Source organism: Acinetobacter sp. LCT-H3, assembly GCF_001866125.1.
Lineage (GTDB): Bacteria > Pseudomonadota > Gammaproteobacteria > Pseudomonadales > Moraxellaceae > Acinetobacter > Acinetobacter schindleri.
In genome coordinates this window covers 1-882 of sequence record NZ_MODX01000072.1, presented here as the reverse complement: position 1 = coordinate 882, position 882 = coordinate 1, and the positions used below count along the sequence as shown (strand labels likewise).

The 882-nt window shown below is 31.5% G+C and carries 1 tRNA gene; it reads left to right on the top strand.

Going from position 1 to position 882, the window contains the following annotated elements:
- Positions 1-473: 473 nt before the first annotated feature.
- Positions 474-559 (top strand) — tRNA-Leu (locus BK820_RS14900).
- Positions 560-882: the final 323 nt, after the last annotated feature.

The following is an 882-nucleotide window of genomic DNA, read 5'->3' as shown; positions in this document are numbered from 1 at the left end:
GTTTTTTTTCGCCTGAAATTTAATGGCAAGCTTTCCTCTCTGATTCGGTCTTTGAAAAAAACATACGGTTCTTTTAAACTCTATATCACTCTATATCGATCATCCAGAAAAAAAGCTAAAGAGTTTAATGCATAAAAAGATAGTTCTTGCTCACTTGGAGATAAGAAAAGGGTAGCAAGTTTTTATAAAGAATCGAATTGATAAAAAGAGCCAAGATTTATTGTGTTTTTTAAATCTTAGAATTGATAATGACTGGCCATATGTATTATTACTTATGTAAGTGCACTCGAAATGCGTTGATCGAAAAAATTTGGATGAATAAAAGTTTTTGGATCAAATTGTTTTTAATTTTTTAAAATCTGACCATCAAAATACTTGAATGAATTAATTGCTTAATTTTTGATTAAATAAGGCTTTATTATTTATTTAAGCGCTTGTCAATAAAGCTTGATCTCTATAATATACAGTTCAGCGGGGATATGGCGGAATTGGTAGACGCACTGTGTTCAGGTCGCAGCGCCTTCTGGGCGTGAGAGTTCGAGTCTCTCTATCCCCACCAGATTTAAAAAAACAAGGTTGAATACCTTGTTTTTTTTTGCCTGAAATTTGGCAGGGTAGATGAATGAGTCTTTATTAGACCAAGTGATTGGAATCGAAACGATAAAGAAACTTCTGATTCGCTATAGTTAAGTGAACGAGCAGAGGAGACAGAAAAATGATTGTAATGAATCGATTTATAGAAAAAGAATAAAAATGATGCATTTCTCTGTATTAATTTGATGAAAAATAAAAAAATAGATTTAACTGCTTAATTTATAGCAGATTAGACTCTAATTGCTTGTAAAGTGGCTTGTCAAAGGGAAATGATCTCTATAATATACA